The organism is Nocardia sp. NPDC019323, assembly GCF_044389845.1.
Lineage (GTDB): Bacteria > Actinomycetota > Actinomycetes > Mycobacteriales > Mycobacteriaceae > Nocardia > Nocardia implantans.
Window position 1 is genome coordinate 300,984 of sequence record NZ_JBIRYN010000007.1, and the last position, 18,563, is coordinate 319,546.

The 18,563-nt window shown below is 70.8% G+C and carries 13 protein-coding genes and 1 pseudogene; 9 read left to right on the forward strand and 5 right to left on the reverse strand.

Annotation, left to right across the window (positions count from 1 at the left end):
* Positions 1–370: 370 nt before the first annotated feature.
* Both ACH49X_RS25500 and ACH49X_RS25505 read right to left on the reverse strand, forming a co-directional pair.
* The gene (locus tag ACH49X_RS25500; protein WP_357206435.1) at positions 371–850 is read right to left on the reverse strand and encodes a hypothetical protein; all 480 of its coding nucleotides are present in this window, start codon (positions 848–850) and stop codon (positions 371–373) included.
* The gene (locus tag ACH49X_RS25505; RefSeq protein ID WP_195081782.1) at positions 847–3,291 is read right to left on the reverse strand and encodes a molybdopterin oxidoreductase family protein; all 2,445 of its coding nucleotides are present in this window, start codon (positions 3,289–3,291) and stop codon (positions 847–849) included. Before ACH49X_RS25505 ends, ACH49X_RS25500 begins: the two co-directional genes overlap by 4 nt.
* A gap of 71 nt (positions 3,292–3,362) precedes the next feature.
* On the opposite strand from ACH49X_RS25505, the gene ACH49X_RS25510 reads away from it, so the two are divergent.
* Positions 3,363–4,328 carry a cation transporter gene (locus ACH49X_RS25510; RefSeq protein ID WP_357206437.1) on the forward strand — a complete coding sequence of 322 codons (966 nt, stop codon included), beginning with the start codon at positions 3,363–3,365 and terminating at the stop codon, positions 4,326–4,328.
* A gap of 125 nt (positions 4,329–4,453) precedes the next feature.
* Here the strand turns inward: ACH49X_RS25510 and ACH49X_RS25515 are convergent, their stop codons facing one another.
* Complete coding sequence (locus ACH49X_RS25515; protein ID WP_323124296.1) at positions 4,454–5,683, reverse strand: multidrug effflux MFS transporter; 1,230 nt, start codon at positions 5,681–5,683, stop codon at positions 4,454–4,456.
* Positions 5,684–5,734: 51 nt separating this feature from the next.
* On the opposite strand from ACH49X_RS25515, the gene ACH49X_RS25520 reads away from it, so the two are divergent.
* Together ACH49X_RS25520 and ACH49X_RS25525 are read left to right on the forward strand one after the other, a co-directional pair.
* Positions 5,735–6,181, forward strand: coding sequence for a MarR family winged helix-turn-helix transcriptional regulator (locus ACH49X_RS25520; RefSeq protein ID WP_195081520.1), 447 nt, complete (start codon positions 5,735–5,737; stop codon positions 6,179–6,181).
* A gap of 24 nt (positions 6,182–6,205) precedes the next feature.
* Positions 6,206–6,635, forward strand: a pseudogene (locus ACH49X_RS25525) (sigma-70 family RNA polymerase sigma factor); the annotation flags it as partial.
* 134 nt (positions 6,636–6,769) lie between these two features.
* On the opposite strand, the gene ACH49X_RS25530 reads toward ACH49X_RS25525, so the two are convergent.
* Positions 6,770–7,873 carry a hypothetical protein gene (locus tag ACH49X_RS25530; protein WP_357206439.1) on the reverse strand — a complete coding sequence of 368 codons (1,104 nt, stop codon included), beginning with the start codon at positions 7,871–7,873 and terminating at the stop codon, positions 6,770–6,772.
* Positions 7,874–8,108: 235 nt separating this feature from the next.
* On the opposite strand from ACH49X_RS25530, the gene ACH49X_RS25535 reads away from it, so the two are divergent.
* From ACH49X_RS25535 to ACH49X_RS25560, 6 genes are all read left to right on the forward strand, one after another.
* Complete coding sequence (locus ACH49X_RS25535) at positions 8,109–10,259, forward strand: hypothetical protein (RefSeq protein WP_357206441.1); 2,151 nt, start codon at positions 8,109–8,111, stop codon at positions 10,257–10,259.
* A 24-nt stretch (positions 10,260–10,283) separates the two neighbouring features.
* Positions 10,284–10,619, forward strand: coding sequence for a hypothetical protein (locus tag ACH49X_RS25540; protein ID WP_195081517.1), 336 nt, complete (start codon positions 10,284–10,286; stop codon positions 10,617–10,619).
* A 7-nt stretch (positions 10,620–10,626) separates the two neighbouring features.
* A complete protein-coding gene (locus ACH49X_RS25545; protein ID WP_195081516.1) occupies positions 10,627–11,100 on the forward strand; it encodes a YbaB/EbfC family nucleoid-associated protein in 474 nt (157 codons plus the stop codon).
* Positions 11,101–11,157: 57 nt separating this feature from the next.
* On the forward strand, positions 11,158–13,707 hold the full coding sequence (locus ACH49X_RS25550) for a PPE domain-containing protein (protein ID WP_357206442.1): 2,550 nt from the start codon (positions 11,158–11,160) through the stop codon (positions 13,705–13,707).
* Entirely contained in the window at positions 13,704–14,504 is an 801-nt protein-coding gene (locus ACH49X_RS25555; RefSeq protein WP_195081514.1) for an ESX secretion-associated protein EspG, read from the forward strand. Before ACH49X_RS25550 ends, ACH49X_RS25555 begins: the two co-directional genes overlap by 4 nt.
* A gap of 81 nt (positions 14,505–14,585) precedes the next feature.
* Positions 14,586–15,326, forward strand: coding sequence for an NAD(P)H-binding protein (locus ACH49X_RS25560; RefSeq protein ID WP_357106119.1), 741 nt, complete (start codon positions 14,586–14,588; stop codon positions 15,324–15,326).
* A 9-nt stretch (positions 15,327–15,335) separates the two neighbouring features.
* Here the strand turns inward: ACH49X_RS25560 and ACH49X_RS25565 are convergent, their stop codons facing one another.
* The gene (locus ACH49X_RS25565; protein ID WP_357106116.1) at positions 15,336–18,551 is read right to left on the reverse strand and encodes a BTAD domain-containing putative transcriptional regulator; all 3,216 of its coding nucleotides are present in this window, start codon (positions 18,549–18,551) and stop codon (positions 15,336–15,338) included.
* Between the last annotated feature and the right edge of the window lie 12 nt (positions 18,552–18,563).

Consider the following 18,563-nt stretch of genomic DNA (forward strand, 5'->3'; position numbering starts at 1 on the left):
GGAACCGCCGGCCCAGCCTGACCACCGTGCACTCAATCAGTGTGCCGTTGTTTGTCGGCTCATTCTAGGAAGGAGACGGTCGTTTGGGAACCAAAGTTGACGGCGCAACCAAGCGAGTTGCGGTTCGGCGAGTTGTGATGGCCAGCAAGGCTTCTCGCAGAACCTTAGGTTTTCGTCACGCAAGCAGACGAGCGACCGGCAGCAAACCAGGTTCATTTACCGCTGGACAACGGCCCGATATATGACGGCTATCGACACACCCGATCTTCAGCGGGGAACCTCGGTGGCGATGGCCCCCCTTCGGCGATTCCCAGGCCACAACGGCTCGTCGGCGCCGCAGCTGTCGACGACAGAAGGCAGGCGAGCGCCGTCAGCTGACCAACGCCTGCGGCGACAGCGTCTTGAGCATGCCGTTCGCCCAGCGCAGTTGCCGCAGCGTCTGCGGGTGGCAACGCTGACAGAGTTCGACCAACTCGATGTCCTGTGCCGCTTGGGCCCCTTGGGCCAGCAGTTCCCAATCCAAGGACACACCGGCCGCGACGCGGTGCAGACGACGCAGATCCGCCAGCAGCAGCAGAGCCGGTTCCGGCCGGCGGCCCAGCAGCGTGCTCACGCGCTCTTGCAGTCCCGCGCCGAAGGTCTCGGCGCGGGGCTCGGCCCGGAGGTTCAGTTCGTATCGACGGCCTACCTCGGCGAGAGCCGCGATGTGGTCTACCGACCAGCGCCGGATATCCAGGGCCACGTGGCGGACCTCGTGCTCGGTGACGTGGCGTGCGGCGATGCCGGACAACTCCCGGGCGAGTTTGCGTTCGGATCGGTGCAGTTCGCGCAGCGCGATGCGGAGTTTCATCGGTTCGGGACCTCGAGCAGTTCGTCGTCGAGCGCTGCGCTGCCGCCCACGGTGGCGGCGATGCCTGGTGTGGTCGGCGCGGACGCGGTGGCGGTGGGCGCGGGCGCCGGGTGCCCGTGCGCGCCCGCGAGCCGTTCGAGCCGGGCGGCTGCGGTCTTGAAGATCGGCTGTTTCGAGGCGGGATCCCAATCGGTGACGGTCATTTCGTTGGCTGCCCGCTGGTGCTCGCGCTCGCCGTCCGGCTGGTCCCAGTAGCCGTAGTGGAACGGCACGAACAGCACGCCGGCACGAATGCCCGTGATCCGCGCCCGTGCCCGGATCGCGCCGCGCGGCGAGGAGATCCGCACCATATCGCCCTCCGCCACACCGAGTTCCGCCGCATCGCGGCTGGACAGTTCCACCCACACCTGCGGCGCTGCGGCCTGCAACTGCGGCGCGCGAGCCGTCTTGGTGCGGGTGTGGAAGTGATACAGGGTGCGGCCGGTGATCAGGGCGAAGGGATACTCCTCGCTGGGCTGCTCATGCGGCGGCACGAAGCGGGCCGCCTTGATGATCGCCTTGCCGTCGGGATTGAGCGCGCGGTACTCGGTCGGTTCCACCGGCGTTCCCGTGATCAGGTCCTTGCCGTAGCTTTCGCAGTATTGCGGGGCAGCGAAGAACTCGCCGTTCTCGTACAATCGCTCGGCGCCATCGGGATACCGGTCGTTGCACGGCCATTGGATGCCGCCGCCGCGCAGGCGTTCGTAGGTGATCCCGGTGTAGTCGCAGGGCCGGCCCGCGCTGCACCTCTTCCATGCCTCGAACGCCGATTCGGGGTCGCGCCACGGCGGCAGCGGGTCGCCGTCCTTGTCGCGGAAGTCCATGCGCCGGGCGTAGTCGAGGAAGATCTCCAGATCCGCTCGCGCCTCGCCCGGCGGATCGACCGCTTTCTCGGAGATGTGCACGGTCCGGTCGGCGTTGGTGAAGGTGCCGGTCTTCTCGCCCCAGGTCGCGGCGGGCAGGACGACATCGGCCAGTTCGGCCGTTTCCGTGCGGAACAGATCCTGCACCACCACGAACAGCCTCTCCTGGGCGAGGATGGACCGGATGCGCGACAGCTGCGGCAGCGACACCGCGGGGTTGGTGGCGCTGATCCACAGCATTCGGATCGTGCCCTGCTCCGCGTAGCGGAAGATCTGCATCGCGTGCGTCGGCGGCGCGTAGTGCGGAATGCGGTGGGTCTCGATGTTCCACAGCTTCGCCAATTCGGCGACGTGCTCGTCGTTGGCCCAGTTGCGGAAGCCGGCCAAGTCGCCGTCGGCTCCGCATTCCCTGGTGTTCTCGGCGGTGGGCTGGCCGTTCATCTGCAATATCCCGCAGCCGGGCTTGCCCAGCATCCCGCGCACGATGTGAATGTTGTTGACCTGCACTGCCGCTGCCGTCGCCTGGTGGGATTGGTAGAAGCCCTGCAACACGGTCGACAGCAGCCGCCGCGCGGTGCCGAGCAATTCCGCCGCCCTGCGCACGTCCGCGGCGGCGACACCGCAGATCTCGGCCACGCGCTCGGGGGTGTATTCGGCTACCGCCGCGGCCAATTCGTCGAATCCGACGGCGTTGGCGTCGATGTAGTCGCGGTCGATCCAGTCGTGCTCGATGATCTCGTGCAGCAGGCCGTTCATCAGCGCGACGTTGGTTCCCGGCAGCGGAGCCAGATGCACGGTGGCGGCCTTGGCCACGGGTGTCGGGCGCGGATCGACACACAGCAACGCGGGCGGTTTCGCTCCGGCCAGGCGGTCGAGCATGCGCGTCCACAGAACGGTCTGGGTTTCGGCGACGTTGTGTCCGAACAGGGCGATGACGTCGGCGTGATCGACATCGGTGTAGCTGCCGGGCTGACCGTCGCTGGCGAACGATTCCTTGAGGGCCTGGGCCGCGGTGGCGGTGCACAACCGCGTGTTGCCGTCGACATGGTTGGTGCCGATCGCCCCGTGCGCGATCACACCGAGGGTGTAGTACTCCTCCAGGAACAGCTGTCCGCTGGTGTAGAAACCCAGCGCACTCGGCCCCCGCTCGGCGAGCAATTCCTTGCTGCGCTGGACGATGCGGTTCATCGCCGTGTCCCAGTCGGTCTCCACCAAGCGCCCGCCGACGCGGATCAACGGCTTCGTCAGCCGGTCGGGCGAGGCGTTCGCCTGCCATCCGAACAGGTCTTTCGGTCCGAGCCGACCGTGGTTGACCCGGTCTCCCGCACGTCCGCGCACCCCGACGATGCCGCCGTCCCGCACGGCGATGTCCATCGCGTCGCCATTGCTGTGCAGGATCGACGCCGAGGGCACCCACTTCTCGACGTCCCGCTCGTCGACTCCGTCGGCCAGATGCATGTCCACGCGGACGGGCCACGGCTCCCCTGGTTGGTACGGTGTCCGGTGACCCCAGGGTTCGGCTATGCGGTCATGCCTGATCACCACCCGCGCGTACCCGGCATGTGGTGGGGCAAACAGAGTCCGGGGCGGTTCGTGCCAGACTGGCGTAGATGGAGCGAGCGAACGCCTTCCACGACGAGAAATCCGCGCCGACGGCCGGTGGGGAGAGCACGCGCACGGTGATCGTCGCTTTCGGCGCCAACGTCGCGGTGGCGGTGGCGAAGACGGTCGCCGCGACGCTGTCCGGCTCGGCGTCGATGGTCGCCGAGGCCGCGCATTCGTGGGCCGACACCGGCAACCAGATCTTCCTCCTGGTCGCCAACCGTCGCAGCACTCGCACCGCCGACGCGAAACGGCCACTCGGGTACGGGCGCGAGGCGTATGTCTGGTCGTTGCTTGCGGCGGTGGGTCTCTTCGTCGCAGGCGCCGCGGTATCGGTGTGGCACGGCATCACCGAACTGCTGCACGAAGGTGACAGCGGACAGGATTACGCGATCGCCTACCTCGTGCTCGGGCTCGCGTTCGTCTTGGAGGGCGCCTCGTGGCTGCAGGCCACCCGGCAACTCGGCGGCGAGGCCGAGAGCTTCGATCAGGACATCCTCGAGTACGTGCTGGAGACCTCCGATCCCACATTGCGGGCGGTCTTCGCCGAGGACAGCGCGGCGCTGATCGGCATCGTCATCGCGTTCGCGGGAATGGGACTGCACCAGCTCACCGGCGCCGCGGTCTGGGACGCGCTCGGATCGGTGCTCGTCGGCGTGCTGCTCGGGGTGATCGCCGTCGTACTCATCGACCGCAACCGGCGCTTCCTGACCGGCGAGCCCGCCTCGCCCGAACTCCGCGCCGCCGCCGCGGCCCGCATCGAGGAAATGCCCGAAGTGGCCGCGGTGCGCTTCGTGCGCTTGGAGTACGTCGGGCCCCGGCAGGTCTTCCTCGTCGCCAGCGTCGACCTGGTCGGCGATCCGGCCGAGTCGAGCATCGCGCTCACGCTGCGCTCGCTCGAGCGGGAGCTCGAACGCAATCCGCATATCGCCGACGCGGTTCTGACGATCGCCGCTCCCGAGGACGACACGTAGCGGGTGATGCGGGACCCGTGGCTGCGGGCCGAGTGACAAGCACCGGTGCCGAGCCTCCCGGCGCGCTGGACGGAGTCACGTCGTCCTCGGGCGGCATCGGGGAGCGCAGCGCCGACCCCCGCGGATCATGCGGCGACGGTCTCGTTTTCGCGCCGCACCGCCACGACCGCAGCCGTGCCACGGACGAGCAGCCGGGCGGCGAGCGCCAGCGCGGCGCTGATCACGATGGTGACCGCCATCGGGATGCCGGTCGCGGTGCCGCCCAGCCCGACCAGCGGGGACACCAGCGCGCCGAGCAGGAATTGCAGCGCGCCCAGCAATGCCGACGCGCTACCCGCGGCGTGTGGCGCCCGGCCGACGGCCAGCGCGCTGGCCGTGCCGAGAATCGCCGTGAACGAACTGACCAGGAAGAACAGCACCGGCAGAATCAGCGCCGCCGATGCGCCCGCGGCGAACAGGACCAGCAGCACGACACTCAGGGCCAGGATCACGCCCTGCCCGGCGGAGAGGATGACCTGCGGGCGCACACGCTTGGTCAGCCGCGAACTCAGCACCCCGACGGCCATCATGCCCAGCGCGTTGACGGCGAAGACCACGGTGTACTCGGTGGTCGACAGCCCGAGCACGTTCTCGATCACGAACGGGGACGCCGAGATGTAACCCATCAACCCGGCGAAGCCGAGCGCGAACACGAGGGTGTAGCCGAGGTAGCCGCGGTCGGCCACCAGGGTTCGCACGACACGGGCGGTGGCGGCGAGCCCGCCGACGTGGCGGTGTTCGACCGGCAGTGATTCCGGCACGACCAGCAGCGCACCGCAGAACATCACCAGGAAGATCGCGCTGAGGACCCAGAACTCGCTGCGCCAGCCGACCGGGACCAGCGCGCCGCCGAGCAGCGGCGCGACCACCGGCGCGATGCCTCCGATGCTGGCGAACAGGGTGAAGATCCGCGCCGCGGCCGCGCCGCTGACACGGTCGGCCGCCACCGCGCGACCGATCACGATCCCGGCCGCGCCCGAGAAGCCTTGCGCGAAGCGCAGCACCACCAGCAGCCAGATGTTCGGCGCGAGCGCGCACAGCACCGTCAGCACGGTCGCGGTCGCCGTGGCCAGCAACAGCGGCCGCCGCCGTCCGAACCGGTCGGACAGCGGCCCGATGACGAGCTGCCCCAGCGCCAACCCGATCAGGAAGGTCGTCAGCGTCAATTGCACGCTCGACGCGCTGGTGTGCAGATCGGCGGCCAGCCCGGTGAACGAGGGCAGATACATGTCGGTCGCGAACGGCGCCACCGCGGACAGCAGGCCGAGCACCACCAGCAGCGGTCCGTTGACCCCCGGTGCGGTCGATTTCAGCACGTCGACACCTCCAGATACTTATTTATGCATAAGTAACTTACCATGGGGGGCATGAGTCGTGAATCCGACCTCCGCGAACTCGACGCCGCACTGCGGGAGCTGTCACGCGCCGTTCATCGCGCGGCCGAGCGCTTGACCAGGGTGGAGCCGCTCACCCAGGCCCAAGCCGAGGTGCTCCGCGTGATCGTGCACGAGCCGGGCACGGTCCCCGGGCGCCTGGCCGCCGTGACCGGCATGCAACCCAGCAACGTCAGCACCGTGCTGCGCCACCTGACCGAGCTGGGACTGATCGAACGCGAGACGGACCCGGCCGATCGGCGCAGCAGCCGGATCCTGCCCACGTCCAAGGCGATCGAGAATGCCGCCCGCATCGACGCGGCACGCACCCAGCTGGTTGTCGACGCGCTGTCCACCGTCGATGAAGACGAGGTCGACGCCTTGCTGGCCGCGGTTCCCGCCCTACGCGCTTTGGCCAGCGCCCTGCACAACTCCGGCTGACCCCGAACGATCTTCGCCTACGAGATGCTCGGCTCGGCCGCCGACGCCGAAGACGTCCTGCAGGAGACCTGGCTGCGGTGGGCGGGCGTCGACCTCGGCACCGTCCGGGATCAGCGGGCCTACCTGGTCCGGATTCGTCACCCGCCAATCGCTCGACCGGCTACGAACGCTGGGGCGGCGCAAAGAGTCCTCCGGCGGCCCCTGGCTGCCCGAACCGCTGCTCACCGCGCCCGACGTGGCCGAGGACGTCGAACCGGCCGACAGCGTGTCGATGGCGATGCTGCTGGTGCTGGAGACGTTGACGCCGATCGAGCGTGCGGTGTTCGTGCTGCGCGAGGTGTTCGATCTGAGCTACGACGCGATCGCCGAAGCCGTCGGCAGGAGCCCGGCGGCGGTCCGCCAGCTCGCGTACCGGGCCAGGGCGCACGTCGCGGCCCGGCGACCGCGCGGTGTGTGCCGCTGACGAGGGATCTGGCACCCACCGCGCAACTCCTGAATCCTCCGGACTCCTGCGCGCCGACGGTAGGGCCGCGTCGTCCTCGGCCCCTCGGGGGGCGAAGCCGGGCGACCTGGTCTGCGCGGACCCCATCACCCGCTGGCGACTCCGGCCATGATCAGCTGGAGGTGGGCGTCTTCGATATCGCCCGCGCCGAAGACCTCGGCCAGCGCGGCGCGATCGATCTCCCCGCGCTCGGCGGCGAGCACCAGACCGAACGCCGCCTCGCGGGCCCGGGCGCCCGGTTGGTCCTCGACCAGCGCGGCCACTATGGCGGCGGTGTTCTCCCCGCTCCACACAGCGGGTACGGCCGCGGCGACCTCCGCGGCGGGCGGCGAGGCACCGCGGAACCACCGGCCGCCATCCCACCAGTAACAGAAGGACAGCAGCCCGATGCCCGCGCGCGGGTTCAGCAGCGGATTCGCCACCCAGATCGGCGCGCCCGCGTAGAGGTCCGGCATCGGCGCCCCGGCGTTGTAGACGGCGTCGAGAACAGGATCGTTCCACACGCCGCCGGACAGCACCGCCCGGTCGCCGGGCACGATCCACAGCGAGGAACCGCTGTGCTCGGCCCCTTCGAACAAGCCGAGCGCGGGCAGGACCCGCGGACCCCACGGGGAGCCCACCGCCACGAAGGCCGCCGACAGCACCGCCCAGCGCGCCACGAGCAACGGCAGCGCGGGCAGTCCCTCCTCCACCACCGCCGCGCCCGGCTCCGCCCCGGCCGCCGTCTCCGCCGGCCGCGACTGCCGATCGGCATGCCCGATATGGGCGGCGAGCCACACCGGTAGCCGGTCCCGCGGAAATACTTCGAGATCCGCTCGATAGACCTCGGCCGGGAAAAGGTGGTCGTCGGGGAACGGTTCGTCGCCGTAGTCGTAATCCGTCCGCACTACACCGGATGCCGACACCAGAAGCAGATACCGCCACCAGGGGCCACCGGGCTGGGCGGCCGACGCTTCCCGGTGCCTGCGAACCAACGCCAGCACCTCCTCCGGAGGCAGGATCTGGACCGTGCGTCCCTCCGCGTCGGTGGCGACGACCGACGCCAGCTCGGCGGCGACCGTCAGCACGAAGACCGCGTGGATCTCGTGGCCGCCCCGCGGCGCGAGCCCGGTCAGCAACTCGGCGATCCGGCGGCTCGCCGGATCCGGTGGGGTGGGTCCGTCCGCGGACGGCGGCTCGGCTGCGGTCACGACGTGGCACCTCCTCGTTCGCGGCGCGAGGCTACCACCGCGCGGGAAACGAATGGTGCTGTCGAAAGCGACTTTTCGAGTCGGCCCATCGATTCATGCTGTGCGCGACGAGAATTCGCCCGGTCTTTGATGAAGGTTCAACTCACCGCGGTGTAATCCGATGACGTCGACCGCCGAGGAGGCGAACTGTGGGAAGCAACCCGAGAGGGCGCTTCGGCACCGCCGTGGAGCAACGGTGACCATCTACCTGCCCGACGGGTTGCAGTGGCTGGCCTGGGTGGCGGGCACGACCTGGCCGAAGGGTGACGAGGACGCCGCATGGGCGGTCTCGGAGGCATGGAAGACGGCGAGCAAGGAACTCCAGGCGCTGCTCACGGCCATCGATGAGGCCGAGCAGACCACGGTGTCGGCCTACTCGCAGGGTGAAGGCGGGGCCGCGATGGGCGCACGCTACGACGTCCTGCGCGCCGGGGATCAATCCCTGGAGGAGCTGGCGAAGCTGATGAGCACGGTCGGCGACAGCGCGTTCGACATGGGCACCGAGATCCAGGCGACCAAGATCACCGTGATCGTCACCCTGGCCTGGCTCGCGCTCGAGATCCTCTGGGCCTGGCTGTTCCCGCCGACCGCGCCCGCCGTCGAAGCGGCCGCGATCACCACCACCCGGTCCTTTCTCAAAGTGTTCGAGGACTTCGTCCAGAAGATCATCACGAATATCGCCGCCCGGCTCGGCGCCCCGACGGTCAAGCGGCACTTCTGGACGCGCGCGGTGCAGTTGCGGCCGGTGCTGCCGACGGCGAAGGGCTACGGCGTCTACGGCGTGCGGGCGATCGAGGCCGCCGCCATCACCGGGACGATCAACGGAGCGGTGCAGGTCGGCCAGCTGGCGGCGGGCAAGCGCCGCCACTTCAACGGCGGCGAGTTCGGACTGTCCATCCTCGCCGGTGTCGCGGGCGTGATCCCCGGCCGCGAGTTCGGGCGGTATCTCGGCAAAGGCATCGACAAAGTCGCGGGCAAGAACCTCGACAACGTATTCGGTCGGGTCGGCCGCGGCGCCGTGATCGGCGGCGCCTCCGGCGCGGTCGGCACCGTGTTCGGGAACGTGGCCGCGGGGGCGGTCACCGGTGACTGGTCGTCGTTCTCATCGGGTCCGGGCTGGGTCGGCGGCATCGCGCGCGGCGGCTTGGTCGGCGGAGCACGCGGCGGATTCGCGCTCGGCACACCGATTCCGCCGGGGCGCGGGGACATCCGCTCCTACGTCTGGATGCCGAAACCGTCGACCGGCAACACCGGACGCCCACCGGTCCACGACGGGTCGTCCACTGGAACCGGCGGGAGCAGGTCGGCGTCGCACACCGGCGCGGGCGGGAGCAGGCCCGCGTCGACGGCCACCGGCGCGTCGGCCGGGCGGTCGTCGCCCGCGGCGTCCACGGTCGCCGGTTCCACCGGCACCCCGGCACCGCATCCCGACGGCTCGGCATCCGGCGGCTCGCGCCCGGTCTCCGCTGTCGGCAGCGGCGGTGCCGCGTCCACCCACTCGGGCCGCTCTGGACACAGCGTGTATCACGACGCCACCAGTCAATACAGCGGAAGCGGACCATCCTTCCGGCCCGGCACCCCCGACACCATCAGCAGCGGGTCCGGGCACAGCGTGTTTTACGACCCCCCGAGTACATATAGCGGAGGCGGACCGTCCGCCCGACCCGGCACACCCGACACCGTCAGCACCGGATCGGGCCCCAGCGTCTACCACGACGCAACCAGTCAATACAGCGGAGGCGGACCGTCCATCCGGCCCGGCACCCCCGACACCATCAGCACCGGATCAGGCCACAGCGTCTACCACGACGTCGGCACGAGTTCCTCGGGATCGAACTCCAGCTACTCCACCGGTTCCGGCGCGGGCGGGTCCGGTCACTTCACCGGTCGGCCCCCTACCTCGTGGGAGTCGTCGGTGGACGGCTGGAGTTCCACCGGAGGCCCGCCACCCGGCACCACGGGATCGGGATCTTCCGGGGCAGCGCGTATTCCGGTGTCCCCGCCCCCCGTTACGCCACCGCCCGCGACGCCCGCACCCAGCGGACACGCCTCGTCCGGTGGCGGCCCCAGCCCCGCGGGTTCGCAGGTCACCGGTTCCTCGGGCACGCAAGGGAACCCGATCGCCACCAGCGCCGACGAGCCGTTCCTCGGTGAGGGTAAAGATCTGCGCGGCAAGGCCCGTCCGAAACAGTGGCCCTCGGTGGAGCCGTTGCCCGGCCCCTTCCAGCCGCCTCCCGGCGGTGCCTCGCAGCCGAGCGACTGGCTGCCGGGGCACCCTCCCCCGCAGGCCGACACACGAGCCGCCCCCGCAGGCCCCGAGGACGTCGATGTTTCGTTCACCCTCTAGACCGCCGACATCGAAGGGAGTGCCATGGCAGCCGATCGAGTAGAGGTCGACCCGGAGAAATTGCGCCGGGCATCGGAGCTGACCGGGGAGTTGTCGACCAAGGTCACCGCCATCGCCGAGAGACTGCGGAACACGCTGGGCGGCATCGAATCCGATGCCACCACGATGCCGTGGGGCGACGACAAACGGGGCAGGAAGTTCGCGCAAGGCGACAAGGGTTATCAGGCGGCTCGAAAGAACCTGCTCGACGGCGCGACGGGCGCCGCGCAAACCCTCCACGACATGTCGGAGGGCCAGCGCGCGGCCGCGGACTCGTTGACCGGCACCGACCAGGCGTCGGGCGGACAGCTGGGCGGGTGAGCGGCACATGGTGAACGAACGCCTGCACGCGGACATGGCCACGATGCTGGAGGGGCTCGGCGAGCAGTTGCGCGGAATCGCCGAACTCCAGAAGCAGCGTTCGCAGCTCACCGCGACGGTGACCGCCTGCGACAAACGCATCGAGGTGACGGTGAACGCCGACGGCATCCTGATCGCCACCAGGTTCGCCGACGACGTCCTCGATCTGAGCATCGAGGAGATCGCCGACACCGTGACGGCGGCCGTGCAGCAGGCGGCGGCCGAGGTCGCCCAGCGGAGCAGGGACCTGATGGCGCCGCTGCTGGAACGGAAGAACGCGCTGCCCAAGCTGTCCGAGATCATCGAAGGCGCTCCCGATCTCGGCGCGCTCATGCCGACCGCACCCGCCCCGCCGACGACGCCGCCCGATCCGGCGCGCTGGCCTGTCGACGATTCCGGCGTCGCGGGACCGCGGTCGGTGGTCGCCGACAACGACGACTGACGACGCGGTGCACATCCGAAGGAGCGGGGACCCGATCCCCGGCGGAGGAAGATGACGATGGCCCTCGAATCCAACACGTGGTCCGGCCTGGAGAACCAGGCGAAGGCGGGGTATCTGACGTTCGACCCGGCCGATGCCCTCGCCGCGGCCCGGGCCTGCGCCGAGCTGGTCGACGATCTGCTCGGGATGGCCGCCGCGGTGACCGACCTGCGGCTGAACAACTTCGCGCCGATCGGCACGCTGACCTCCGGCGCGCAGCTGGCGATGGCGTTCACCACCAAAGGTTCTCGCCTGCACACGATCCTCGGCGACCACGCGAAGATCGTCACCGACATGGGTGAGACCTACATCGCCGCGGGCAAGGCGTACACGAAGACCGACGGGGATTCCGGGGACACCTTCAAGGCGCTCAGCGCGCTGAAGATGCCGACCGAGGCGACGCCCTACACGCCGGGCAAGAAGGCCCCCGGTGCGCCCGACGCCGAATTCGACAAACCCAACGGTGGTTTCTCCTGGACGGACGGGGACGGCAACACCCACGTCGAGAAGGCGAACGCCGAGAGTTTTCCTTCCTCGTTGAAGGACTATCAGGGCGCGAAGGATTCCGGCGTCACGGCCAACATCGAGAACAAGGACAGTCTCAGCTTCGCCGAACTGTACGAGCTGGGGCGCGATCTCGATCCGCAACCGGTGCTCGCCGCGGCCGGCGCCTGGCACAGTCTGGCCAACGACCTGCTGAGCAGGCTGAACGATTTCGTGACCGTGATCTCCGCCGGTACCGAGGCGTGGGAGGGGCAGGGCGCCGCCGCGGCCGCGGACGCGGTCAGGTCCTACTCCGACGGCGTGCAGCCGCTGATCACGTCGATGATCGCGATGAGCCAGAATCTCGACTACACGGCGCAGTGGCTGCACCTGACCAAACTGAGCATGCCGGCGACACCGGATCCCGGGGACTGCTGCCCGGGGAGGGTGACCCGGCGGTACCGCAACGAGTGGCAGAAGCACTACGGCGAGGGCATGAAGAACACGGTGTCGGTGATGCCGGTGGTGAACGGGCCCATCGCCACACCGCAGCCCGGCGGGCAGGGGCAGAACCGACCGGGCGGCAACCAGAACCAGCCGGGCGGCAACCAGAACGCGCCCGGTGACAACCCCAACGGACAAGTGCAGGATCAGACGACCGCGGGCCGCAGGCAGCGCACCGGCTACGGAGACGAAGGCGCCGGCGACCAGAACCCGAGCCAGGACTATCAGGCGGGTTACCAAGAGGGCTACCGCGAGGGGCTGGCAGCCGGACAGGGCCAGGGCGGCTCCGAAGGCGCCGGTTCCGGTCCTGGTTCCGGAGCCGGCGTCCCCGGCGCCGACACGCAGACCGCGGGCGCTTCGCCCGCAACCGGTGGCTCCCTGCCCGCGGGCTACGACGCCGCCGGCCTCGGCTCGCAGTCGGAAGACGGATCGCCGGGCGGCGCGTCCGGTTCCGGTCCCGCAGGCCTGTTCGGCGGCGCCGCCGGGTCCCAGGGCAACACACCGCCCCCGCGCGGGTCCGGCGGGACGGGAAGTTCGGCGCTGCCTCGTGGCGGTGTGTCCTCCGGCGGACAGCCCGAATCCGCCGCGAGCAGCGGCATGCCGGAGGTGCCCTCGCTGGGTTCGGTCCCGCTGCCGCGCATGTCCGCCGGAACGGACGGCTCGTCCGGCGGGTCACCGGCGAGATCCCGTGGCACGGCTTCCGGCGCGGATCCGGCGTCCCTCGAAGACGCGCTGGCGCGGGCGACGGGCGCGGACCCGGCACAGGTGCGGTCGGTGCTCGACAACCTCCCGGGCCTGCTGAACGAGGACACCCTGGCGCAACTCACCGGGCTGCCGCCGGAGCAGGTGCGCTCGATCCTGGACAGCATTCCCGATGTCGTCGACGAGAACGCGCTGTCGGAACTCAGCGGAGTGGACCCGGCGGGCGTGCGGTCGGTCCTGGAGAACCTGCCCCGGGCATTGGACGAGCAGGCGCTCGCGGCGGCGACCCGCACGGACGGCCCGTCCTCCGCAGGGGCCGGCCTCGCCGCGCAGGACACGGCGTCGGGGGCGGCGCAAGGCGCCGGTTCGCTCGCCTCCGCGGGCCGGGAATTTCTCGGGCAGCTCGGAAAGGCGCTGACCGAGGGTCTGGACACGCTGACCCGATTCGGGAGCACGCTGCCGGGCGCGGAGAAATTGCAGGAACTGTTGCGGCAGTTCGATCCCGACGCGCTCGCGGCCGGGCACCCGCCCGTCGACGCCGCGGGCGCGGGCGGTGCGGGCTCGGCCCCCGGCGGTCCTGGAACCGGAGTCGGGGCCGGACTGTCGGAGCATCCGACGCAGCAATCCCGTGCGGCACAGCTGTTTCCGCGTGCGTCGCTGCCGGGCGCCGAGGCTCCGGTCTATCCCGCCGCGGCGGCCGCGCGGCACGACGGCGTGCCCGCGGGCGCGCCGATGATGGGAGCGCCCGGCGCCGCGGGTGGTGGCGCCGGGCAGGGCAACACCGCCCACAAGCCCGCCAAATTCCTGCAGTCCAAGGTCCATCTCGACGACGCCATCGGCGCCGTGCCCGACCGCGTGAAGCCGGTGGTCGACTCGTGAACCGGCTCTGGGAATTCACCGATCTGGAGTTCAATCTGCTCTGCGAGGAGGTCAGGCAGGGCGAGTTGCCCGCGCCGTTCGTCTTCACCAGCCGCACTCGGCTGGCGGCGGACTACGAGCAGGAGAAGGCCGAGGTCCGGCAGCGGCTGCTGCGGCGGCTCGACCACGATCTGGACGCCTTGGCGGGCGCGATCGCCAAACCCGACGTCTTCCTCGTCGCGCACGCGTGGAACGACCAGGACTTCGGCAATCCCGAAACGCGCGTCAGGGTGCACGCGGTCCGGCACCGGGCGCGCGGGTACGTGATCACCCAGCGGCCGGGTGAGACGCTCGCGCACAGCGGCGGATTCGACGCCTTCGAATGCGATCCACACGCCTTGGCCGACACGGTGGTCGGGCTCCTTCCCCGTTGCGGGGCCGGTGGGCTCGACGCCATCCGTCTCGCGCTCCCCGCCGCCCGGCCCGAACCCGAGCCGGACCGCCCCGCCGCCACGATCTCGGACAACGACGACGATGCCGACGACGTGTTCCGCAGCGCCGCGTTCTTCGACACCCCCGCCGTCAGCACGGGAATCGTCAAAGTGCTGCAGGGCCGCTCGAAGTACGGGCCGCGGGGACGGATCGAAGCGGGCCTGTTGTGGCGGGACCTGCCCGACGACGGACGTTATGTGATGCCCTTGGATCACCCGGCGCCGATCGCCACCGCCATGGGCAGCGACCGGCTGATCCTGTGGGTGCGCGACCGGATCGAGGAGATCCTCTCGCGGATGGATTCGCACATGGAAACCGAGGAGTGAGCACAACGGCGACCGAACGAACCGGTAACGGTTGCGTGAATCGCGGCTCGCGTGCCTGCCGCGCCGGGAAAGGCGACAACCATGAAACTGACAGTCATCGGCGGCACCGGACGGATCGGCTCGCAGGTGGTCGGGAAGCTGGCCGCGGCCGGGCACGAGGCCGTGCCTGCGGCGCCGTCCACCGGTGTCGACCTGATCACGGGAGAGGGCCTGGACCGGGCGCTGGAGGGAGCCGACGTCGTCATCGACCTGGCGAACTCCCCGACCTTCGACGAGGCGTCGGTGGATTTCTTCCGCATCTCCATGCGCAACCTGCTCGATGCCGGCGAGAAGGCCGGTGTCGGACATCAGGTCGTGCTGTCGATCGTGGGCGTCGACCGGGTGCCCGAGCTGGACTACTACCGGGCCAAGACCTTGCAGGAGGACCTGGTGCGGCTGGGCCCGACGCCGTACTCCATCGTGCGCGCCACCCAGTTCTTCGAGTTCATGGACGCGGTGCTGTCCTGGACCTCCGACGACGACACCGTCCGGCTGCCCGCCACCCCGATCCAGCCGATGGCCGCCGCGGACGTGGTCGACGCGGTCGTGGAGGTCGCCACCGGCGCGCCGCTGGGCGGAGTCCGCGATGTCGCCGGTCCGGAGGTCTTCCGTCTCGACGACCTGGGCAGGCTCACCCTGGCCGCCCGGCGCGACAGCAGGACCGTCGTCACCGACGACACCGCGGGCATGTTCGCCGCCGTCTCCGGCGACGTTCTCACCGCCGGCCCCGGCGCGCGTCTGGCCCCGACGCACTACCGGGATTGGCTGGAGAAGCAGCACTGAACGAAGTTCTCAGGCGAACGGCCATCGGGTCAGGCGGTCGTCGGCGCGTGACTCGTACGGTCGCGCGCCGAGTGCCCGCGCGCGGTCGCGTGCCGCGAGTACTTCGTCGCGCGCGCCGGGGAGACCGAGGATTCCGCGCGCGGTTCCGCGGTAGAGCCCGGACGGACCGAGACACACCAGTCCCGGCCACTGCACCAGCAGCGTCTCGCCCCACCCCTGGGTGAGCGGTTCCAGTCCGGCGGTGAGCTCGACCACCCGGTCGCGCTGCCCTGGCGCGCGCTGACCCACCGTGAGCAACGCTTCGATCAGCAGCGGCACCCGCACGACGACACGCGGACCGTGCCACCTTCCCGGCAGGGCGACGATCGATTCGATCGACGCCATCGCCCGCTCGTGGTCACCCAGTTCCGCCGCGGCCATCGCGACCACGAGCGCGAAGTCCTCGTCGAAATCCTCGGCCATGCGATCGGCCTCGGCCAGTGCTTCGCCGAGGCGTCCGCGGTGCCACAACTCGATCGAACTGCTCGTCAGCACCGAGGCCTCGGCGAGCAGGCGGGCCCGATCGTCGACCGTCCCGAGGTCGGCGGCGAAGCGCGCCATCAACTCCTGGGACCGGCCGTAGTCGCCGCGCAGCACCGCGAGCATCACCTGCCACCACAACTGGGTGGCCGCGAGGTCGGTGCCGCCGTCGGCGGCCAAGCGCGCGAACTCCGCCGACAACCGGCGGACCAGCCGCATGTCACCCGCCTCCAACGCGCAGATCCGCCGCAGATGAACCGCTGTCGCCCGGACCGCACGGTCGTGACCCGCGAGTTCCTCGAGTTCCTCGGCGATCTTGCGCCGGTCGGCCACGGTGACCGGATCCCAATTGCACACGAACTCCGCCAGCAGCACCTGCGGCCACGACCGGCTGCCCGGTGCGCTGCGCGCCCGCGCCTCGGCCAGGGCGTCGAGATCGCCAGGGAGTCCGTGAATCGCGCGATCGGCGGCCTCGATCGCCTCCACCTCCGCGACCAGATCGGCGTCGAGGTCGAGGCGATGAGCCAGCGCCTGCGCCCGCAGTCCCGACGAACCCGCCTGCACCACACCGTATCCGGAGAAGTACCCGGCCACCCCGCGCGGCGCGGCCAGCAGGGCGGTGCGCGCCAGCCCAGACCAGTCGCGGCGCTCACCACATCGCCGCCCGGCCCGGTCGAAGCACGCGGCGGCCTCGTCGTAGTGGCCGAGGCGGTTGTGCGCTTGTCCCGCCAGCCGATTCAACTCGATCACCGACCCCGCGTCGCCGGGATCGGCGTGGCGCATGCCACGGGCGGCGAGCTCGGCGCACTCGGTGGCCGCGTCCCGCGACAACGCCTCCCGCGCGGCGGCGGCGCAGGCGCGCGCCGCCGTGGCGTCCGGCGCATCGAGCGCGGCGGCGCTGCGATGCAACGCCTGCGCGGTGAGCGCGCCGGGTCGCAGGTCGGCAAGTGCTTCCGCGATGCGCTTGTGCAGCAGCGCCTTTCGCATGCGGCCGAGCGTGGCGAGCACGGCGGCGCGCACGAGTTCGTGTCCGAAGACGACGGCGTCGTCGCGCACTGTGACGACTCGCGCGGCGACGAGTTCGGCGATCCGGTCGTCGAAGCGGGGCGCGCCGTCGGCGGCGGCGGCCAGTCCGATCGGGGCCCGCGGGCCGATGACGGCCAGCACCTCGGCGAGCGCTCGCGCCGACAGTGACACCGCGCCGAGTTTCGCCGCCGTGATCTCGGTGGCGGCGCCCCCGGCGTCCAGCGAACGCCCCGCCCGCACCAGATCGCACAGTTGCGCCGCCACGAAAGGGCTGCCGCCGCTCAACTCGACGATCTGGGCGCGCACCCGCAGGCCGGCCGCACCCGCGCCTGCGCGCACCAGCTCGTCCATCGCCGCGTCGGGCAGCGGCGAAAGATCGATCGCGACATGGGCGCCCGCGCGGCACAGCAAGCGCACGGCCGCCTCCACCTCGGCCGGAAGCGGCTCGGGCCGGACGGTGAGCAACAGAAGGACGGGATGGGCGCGCAGCACCCGCATCGCCGCCGCGATCGTCCGCACCGAGTCGGGGTCCGCCCATTGCACGTCGTCGATGACCGCGACCACGCGGCCGGTCTCCCGGGCGACGTCCGCGAACAAGGCCGCGAGCGCACGCGGTGTCGGGACGTCCGGGACCGCGCGCCCGGCCAGGGCGGCCTGATCCAGCCACGGCGTGAGCGTCGCCTGCGCCGCAGCGCCGACGCCGCTGCTGCCCGCGGTGAAGAAGGCCGAGTCGCCGTGGCGTCGCACGGCGTCCTCGACGACGGCCGTCTTGCCGATGCCGGGCGCGCCGCGCACCGTCACGACGGTCAGCCCGCGCCGCGACCGTTGCCTGGCGCGGTCGAGCACCGCGGCGACGTCCTCCCGTCCGACGAGGGCGGATCGTCCCGCCGCCGGAGTCGTCGACGGTGCGGCCGGATTACGGATCTCGTTCTCCACCCGCGCGGTGTCGGGCGCGGGATCGAGCCCGAGATCGTCCCGCAGCGTGCGCCGCAACCGCGCGAGGACATCCAGCGCCTCCGCGATCCGCCCGCAGTCGCGCAGCGCCAACGCCAGCAGACGGGCCGTGCCCTCGCGATGCGGATGCCGGGCGCGTTCGTCGGTGAGCAGCGTGACCGCGTGCCGCGCCCGGCCGAGCACCAGCAAGCCCTCGGCGCACATTTCCACCAGTTCACAGCGCAACTCGTCCAGACGCGCCCGTTCGGGAGCGAGTTCGGCGACGTCGCCGACATCGGCCAGCGCCTCGCCGCGCCACAGCCGTAACGCCCGTTCGAGGAGGTCGACCGCGCCGGCCACGTCACCGTCGGCGTACGCGGCTCTGGCGTCCCTGGACAGCACGTCGAGCAGATCGAGGTCGGTGCCCGATCCGCCGCAGCGCAGCACGTAGCCGTTCGAGCTGGTCTCGATCCGGACTTCGGGCAGCGGCCGCAGCGCCCGCCGCAACCGCGACACGTAGCCCTGCAGGGTGACCAGGGCGCTGTCGGGCGGGTTGCCCCGCCACAGAAGTTCGCACAGATGATCCGCGCTGCGGGAGGTGCGCTCGGCGGCGAGGATCACCAGCAGGTCGGCGTGCTTGCGCGCCGGGATGGTGCGGCGGGCGCCGTCCGGCCCGCGCACCTCCAAGGGGCCGAGCACCGCGATGGCGGGTGCGTCGGCGCCGGACCCGCCGCGCACCAGCGTCACACCAGCGCCCTC

What these genes read in the sequence shown, in the direction of transcription:
- ACH49X_RS25500 (WP_357206435.1), bottom strand. Translation starts at nt 850, where the DNA reads ATGAAACTCCGCATCGCGCTGCGCGAACTGCACCGATCCGAACGCAAA.
- ACH49X_RS25510 (WP_357206437.1), top strand. Translation starts at nt 3,363, where the DNA reads ATGGAGCGAGCGAACGCCTTCCACGACGAGAAATCCGCGCCGACGGCC.
- ACH49X_RS25520 (WP_195081520.1), top strand. Translation starts at nt 5,735, where the DNA reads ATGAGTCGTGAATCCGACCTCCGCGAACTCGACGCCGCACTGCGGGAG.
- ACH49X_RS25540 (WP_195081517.1), top strand. Translation starts at nt 10,284, where the DNA reads ATGGCAGCCGATCGAGTAGAGGTCGACCCGGAGAAATTGCGCCGGGCA.
- ACH49X_RS25545 (WP_195081516.1), top strand. Translation starts at nt 10,627, where the DNA reads ATGGTGAACGAACGCCTGCACGCGGACATGGCCACGATGCTGGAGGGG.
- ACH49X_RS25550 (WP_357206442.1), top strand. Translation starts at nt 11,158, where the DNA reads ATGGCCCTCGAATCCAACACGTGGTCCGGCCTGGAGAACCAGGCGAAG.
- ACH49X_RS25560 (WP_357106119.1), top strand. Translation starts at nt 14,586, where the DNA reads ATGAAACTGACAGTCATCGGCGGCACCGGACGGATCGGCTCGCAGGTG.